Below are 6,000 nucleotides of genomic sequence, written 5' to 3'. Positions count from 1 at the left end.
GGCGCTGGCGGGGCGGGTTCGGCGCTGCGCCAGTCAGGCAGCGTGGACAGGAGGATGGGGACGCTTTCCGGCGTGCGGGCGGCGGCTGGCTGCGCTGAATCCCACTCGGGCGCCGCTTCGGCGGCTGGCTGCAAACGGCTCCACCAGGTGGGGCCGCTTTGGCGGTAGGGCGTGACGCTGGAGAGGGCCAGGCAGCTTTCGGCGCGGGTGATGGCCACGTAAAGCGCATTGAGTTCTTCGCGGTGCTGCTCGTGCTGCTCGGCTGCCAGCAGCTCGATGGCGCAAGGCGGCGGGTTGCTTTCGCTGGCCAGAAAGATGAAGCGGCGCGGAGAGGGCGCTTCGCCCGGCCAGTCGATGAGGGTGCTCATGGTGTCGGCTTTGGGCGGGGCGGCCTGGGTGTCCAGCAGCAGCACGGTGTGCGCTTCCAGCCCCTTGGCGCCGTGAATGGTGAGCAGGCGCACGGCGTTGCCCGCACCGGCTGCGGGCGGCAGGGCGGCCGCGCCGCCTTTGCGCAAGGCGCGCACAAAGGCCCAGGCGGTCAGAAAGCGGCCGCCTTGCAAGTTGAGCGCCAGCGACAGCAGGCCGCGCAGTTGCGCCAGCGTGCGCTCGCGCTCGTGCGCGGGGGCGGCTGCGGCGTAGCGGGCAAAGGCGTCGCGGTGGTCGAAGATGGCTTGCAGCGCGTCGTGCGGGGGCAGGCTGGCCAGCCAGGTTTGGTAGAGGGCCAAATCGGCTGCCAAACCGGCCGCCAAATCGCCTGCCAAGTCATCAGTCAAATCGCCCGCCAGTGCTTGCCCACCGGGCGCGAACAGCTCTTTTTTCTGTAGCAGGCTGAACCAGCTTTCGCCCGGATGCGCGCGCGCCAGCAGGGCCAGCTGCGTCAAATGTTCGTCTGTCAGCCCGAACAGGGGCGATTTGAGGGCGTGCGCCAGCGCGAGGTTGTGCGCGGGCGACAGCAGCGCATCCAGCAGCGCGGCCACGTCTTGCGCCACGGGCAGCTCGCCCAAATCGCTGCGGTCGGGAAATTCGCAGGCAATGCCGCGCTCGCGCAGCGCCTGCTGCATCAGCGCCAGCCGGTCATTGCGGCGGGCCAGCACCATGATGCCGCCCGCTGGCAAGCCGCTGGCCAGTTGCGCGGCCACCCAGCCGGCGGCCTGGCGGCATTCGCGCAGATGCAGGGTTTCTTGCGGCAGCTCGCGCGGCGTGGTGAGGCTGTCGCGCCAGGCGATGGCGCTTTCGCCCTGGCTGCCGCCAGCGGCTTCTTCAGCCGGTTTTTCACCGCGTTCAACCGGCGGCAGCAGCAGCACGCGGCCCGCTTCGTCCGATTCGGTGGTGTGCGCGCGGTAGCCGCTGTAGCCGCCCTGCGCTTGCGCGGCCAGCAAGGCGGTATTGGCGGCGCCCATCACGCGGTGCGCGCAGCGGCGCGTGTGCTCGCAAGCCAGCTCGTCGCCTTCCAGCGCCTCGCGCACAAAGGCCTTGGCGGCCTGAAACACTTGCGGCTCGGCGCGGCGGAAGCGGTAAATGCTCTGCTTGGGGTCGCCCACGATGAACACGCTGAAATCACGCCCGCCCCCCGCGCCCGCGTAGGCCGACAGCCAGCTGGACAGGGCCTGCCACTGAAGCGGGCTGGTGTCCTGGAATTCGTCGATGAGCAAGTGGCGCACGCGCGCATCCAGCCGCTGCTGCACCCAGCCGGCCAGCTCGTCGTTGGAGAGCATGCGCTGCGCGGCGCGCTCCACATCGTGCATGTCCACCCAGCCGCGCTCGCGCTTGAGGGCGGCAAATTCGTCAATCAGCGTGCGCGTCAGCTCGGCCATGCGCTGCTGGTGTAGCCAGGCGGCGTGCTGCTTTTGCACTTGCAGCAGCGCCAGCAACAGATCTTGCGCCTCGCGCACATCGTCGATGCCCGCCAGCTTGTCGTTGAACTTGCACGGCTCGCTTTTCTGGGTGAGCAGCGCGGCCGCCACGCCTTCGGCTTGGCCGCTGGCGATGGCCTTTTCCAGCTCCACGCCCTTGGCCGAAAACGTTTTGGCCTTGGCCTGGCCCAGCGCCTTGGCGGCTTTCAAAAACAGCGCCTTGCGGGTCTTGTCAAACAGCGCCTGCATCGGCTCGTCAAAGGCGGCCAGGTGCGGGAACATGTCATGGAAATGCGGCACGCTGGCCTGCACCACGCCTTGCGCATCGGCCAGCAGAAATTCGGCGCGCTTGTCCAGCGCGGTCTGCAAAGCCTTGTCCGTCTGGTGGCGGCCATGCTCGCGCACCAGCGCCTCGTAGCAGGCGCGCTGCGCCGGCTCGGCCGCCACGCGCCGCAGCCAGCGCCGCCACACCTCGGCGCGCGCGGGCGCATCGTCTTCCAGCAGCTCATAGGGCGCGGGCAGGCGCAGCTCTTGCAGCAGTTTCAGCGGCGCGGTTTGCAGCAGCGCGGCAAACCAGCCGTGAAACGTGCGCACCTGCACGGGCCTGGGGCACATCAGCAAGCGGGCATGCGCACCCTTGAGCGCGGGGGCCAGCCGTGCGGCCTGCGGCCCGGGCACGCCGCGCAGCGCCAGCTCGCGCGCCAGTTCGGCCTCTGGCATGCCGGCAAAAGCCGTCAGCCATTCATTGAGGCGCTGGCGCATTTCGCCCGCCGCCTTGCGCGTGAAGGTGATGGCCAGAATTTCATGCGGCGCCAGCGGCGCGCCGTCCGCGCTGCCGGGCGCCGGCTCAATCAGCGCCCGCAAGATGCGGCTGACCAGCATCCACGTCTTGCCCGCGCCCGCGCACGCCTCGACCGCCACGCTGCGGCGCGGATCGCAGGCAATGGCATAAAACGCATCGCGCGTGATGGGCTGGTCGTTGTGAAAGTAGGCGGGAGCGCTCATCGTGGGCAGGCAAAAAAAGGCAATCATGCCGCTCAGCGGCAATGCGCGGAGCGGCGAAAAACAAAACGGCGTATTTTCCAGGCCCTTTCAGGCAAAACGGCGAATATGCGCCGCCAGCGCCGCCAATTCAACGTCGCTGGCGCGTTCGCAATCATGCGATGAAATATAGCCCTCGTATTTTTCAAAATATTTTCTTCCGCCAGAGTTGATGGGTTGCCATTGGCCGCTCGCAAGCCCTGCCGTGCCGTGCATGGGAAAGAGCTTGGCGTGCAGGTGATCCACTCCAAAGCCCTCCAGAATCAGGCCCGTGCGGCCCACGTCGTCAAAGGCGCGGTCAAGGACTTTCGCGGTTTTCTGCGCGGCCAGAACCAGCCCGGCCAGCACGGTTTCATCGGCGGCGAATGCGTAGCTACCGTGATGCTCCCTGGTAATGACCACGCTGAATCCCTTTGTATTGGGAAAAATGGAAAGAAAAGCCAGATGGCGTTCATCTTCCCATATTGGATGGCAAGGCGAATGGCCCTGGGCGATCTGGCAGAAAATGCAATCGGCGCGGTGCATGGATTTTCCTTTTCGCAAAAATGAAAGAAAGGCCGCCGTAGCGCCGCCGATGCCTCCGTTTTGGCCCCGCTTTGCAAAAGCTTTACGCAACTTTTCTGGCGGCGGCGGCTCCATTGCCGCGTTCATCATTTCCCCCACTTTTTTGCAAGGAGAACTCCAACCCATGCTGACCCGAGTCATTCAGCAACGCAGCGCCGTAGCGCTGGCCGCCGCCGCCATTGTCGGCGCTTCCGCCCTGGCCCTGCTGCCGCACGAGCCGGCGCAGGCGCAGCCCGCCGCCGTGGCGCGCGGCCTGCCAGATTTCACCGATCTGGTCGAGCAAGTCGGCCCCGCCGTCGTCAATATCCGCACACTGGAGCGCGTCAGCAGCGGCGGCCGCCGCTCGCGGGCGCTGCCGCAAATAGACGAAGAAACCGAAGACATGCTGCGCCGCTTCGGCATTCCGCTGCCGAACATGCCGCGCGGGCAGGGGCGCGGCCAAGGCTTCGAGCGCGAAGTGCCGCGCGGCATGGGATCAGGCTTCATCCTCACGCCCGATGGCTACGTAATGACCAACCACCACGTCGTCGATGAAGCCGACGAAATCATCGTCACCCTCTCCGACAAGCGCGAATTCAAGGCCAGGCTCATCGGCGCGGACGAACGCACCGACGTGGCCGTGCTCAAGATTGACGCCAGCGGCCTGCCCGCCGTGAAAATTGGCGACGCCAGCCGCGTGCGCGTGGGCGAGTGGGTCATGGCCATCGGCTCGCCCTTCGGGCTGGAAAGCACCGTCACCGCCGGCATCGTCAGCGCCAAACAGCGCGACACAGGCAGCTACCTGCCCTTCATCCAGACCGACGTGGCCGTCAATCCCGGCAACTCCGGCGGCCCGCTCATCAACCTGCGCGGCGAAGTCGTCGGCATCAACAGCCAGATTTACTCGCGCTCGGGCGGCTTCATGGGCATCTCGTTTGCCATTCCGATTGACGAAGCCATGAAAGTCAGCGAACAGCTGCGCGCCACCGGCCACGTCACGCGCGGGCGCATCGGCGTGCAAATTGGCGAAGTCTCGCGCGAAGTGGCCGAATCCATCGGCCTGGGCAAAGCGCAAGGCGCGCTGGTCAGCCACGTGCAAAGCGGCTCCCCGGCTGAAAAAGCAGGCGTGCGCGCGGGCGACATCATCACCCGCTTTGACGGCCAGCCCATCGACAAAGTCAGCGACCTGCCCCGCATGGTAGGCAACGCCAAACCCGGCACGCGCGGCACGGTTACCGTCTTTCGCCAAGGCAAAAGCCTGGACCTGAACCTCACCGTGGCCGCCATGGAACCCGAAAAAGGCGGTTCCCGCGCCGCCAGCGCCGCAGGCGAGCCGAAAACCGCCGCCAGCCAGTCCTTGGGCCTGGCCGTGGCCGACCTGAGCGCCGAGCAAAAAGCCAAGCTCAAAACCCAGCGCGGCGTGCGCATCACCGACGTGGACGGGCCAGCCGCCAGCGTGGGCCTGCGCCCCGGCGACATCATCCTGGCCGTAGCCAACACCGATGTCAGCAGCGCCGCCGAATTCGAAGCCGCCGCCAGCAAAGCCATGAAAGGCGAGAAAGCCGGCAAACCCGTGAACCTGCTGGTACAGCGCGGCGACATGGTTCAGTACGTGCTGCTGCACCCCGCCGCCCAGTAAACGCCCCTTCGCCATGCGCCCAGGCCGCGCCCCCGCACAGGAGCGCGGCCTTTTTTGCCGCCAGACAAACGGCCACCTCAGCCAGCGCCAGAACGCGCCCAAGGCCGGCAATCCGCCCGAATTTAGCTCCCGAATTCATAGCAATAGGTCCTAGTGAAACGGGCGCAAAGCGGCATTTCCACCCCCTCAAATCAGCTTCTCTTTTTGATTGCCCTAGCCCCGCGCGGGTTCAACGAAAACGGCCTTGTACGGCCCGCTGAACCCAATCAGCCCATCTTCCAGACGGAAGGCAAAAACGCGGCAACGGGGCCAACCCGCGCCGCAGGCCTAAAAGGCGGACGCGGCGGATACGGATAAAGCCGGCGCGCCAGCGCCACATTGACACATCAGAAACAAGAGCAAATTACAGAGTCTTAAATACCGTTTTGCGCTCGTCTTACTAGGACGTAACGCTATAGGTTAAAGAGCGAAACAGCAGCTGGGAGAGATTTGCCCAGATAGCGCCTTTGCTGCGCAACGTCAGGCGCTGCTCACAATCTTGCGCGCTGGATCTGTATAAGATGTTTTTCGTCTGCCGCCCAAATAATAGAAACTGACAGAAACGCAAGCCGTCCGCCGTCGGATTTAAAATATCAGGCAGTTTGGCTTTCAGCTTCATCCATTGAATAGGCGACATATCGCATTCAACGACAGAAAATCACATGCGCACGCCATATCCAAACTCTCTTCGCCCTTCAGTTGCCACAAAAAATACTCAAAATTTAATCGCGCCTTGAGCCGCCTTATCTCCACCATCATTACCAGCGACAACGGCATGCACCAGCATGCTCCATAAACAAAGTATATCATTTAAAATGCACAGGCAGTTACGCCACTTTCTTGCACTTCTACTTCGCCATCAGCGTTTTCAGCTTCTTATATGTC

At 64.7% G+C, this 6,000-nt stretch carries 3 protein-coding genes and 1 pseudogene; 1 reads left to right on the top strand and 3 read right to left on the bottom strand.

What is annotated here, in order from left to right; all coding sequences use genetic code 11:
* Window positions 1-188: 188 nt before the first annotated feature.
* Together C1720_RS01485 and C1720_RS01480 are read right to left on the bottom strand one after the other, a co-directional pair.
* Window positions 189-2,858 (bottom strand): annotated as a pseudogene (locus C1720_RS01485) (UvrD-helicase domain-containing protein); the annotation flags it as partial.
* 87 nt (window positions 2,859-2,945) lie between these two features.
* On the bottom strand, window positions 2,946-3,599 hold the full coding sequence (locus C1720_RS01480; RefSeq protein WP_199170926.1) for an HIT family protein: 654 nt from the start codon (window positions 3,597-3,599) through the stop codon (window positions 2,946-2,948).
* Here C1720_RS01480 and C1720_RS01475 point away from each other — a divergent pair.
* Window positions 3,583-5,076 (top strand): DegQ family serine endoprotease, encoded by a 1,494-nt coding sequence (locus tag C1720_RS01475; RefSeq protein WP_102284433.1) that lies wholly within the window; start codon window positions 3,583-3,585, stop codon window positions 5,074-5,076. The two genes, C1720_RS01480 and C1720_RS01475, sit on opposite strands and share 17 nt — an antisense overlap.
* A 439-nt stretch (window positions 5,077-5,515) precedes the next feature.
* Here the strand turns inward: C1720_RS01475 and C1720_RS13940 are convergent, their stop codons facing one another.
* Window positions 5,516-5,752: a hypothetical protein gene (locus C1720_RS13940; RefSeq protein ID WP_102282991.1), complete on the bottom strand. Its 237-nt coding sequence runs from the start codon at window positions 5,750-5,752 to the stop codon at window positions 5,516-5,518.
* Between the last annotated feature and the right edge of the window lie 248 nt (window positions 5,753-6,000).

Origin of the sequence: Ottowia massiliensis (genome assembly GCF_900240305.1) — a bacterium.
In the GTDB taxonomy this organism is placed as follows: domain Bacteria; phylum Pseudomonadota; class Gammaproteobacteria; order Burkholderiales; family Burkholderiaceae_C; genus Ottowia; species Ottowia massiliensis.
Note: the sequence above shows the minus strand (reverse complement) of the source record. Positions and strands in the feature narration are given on the sequence as shown.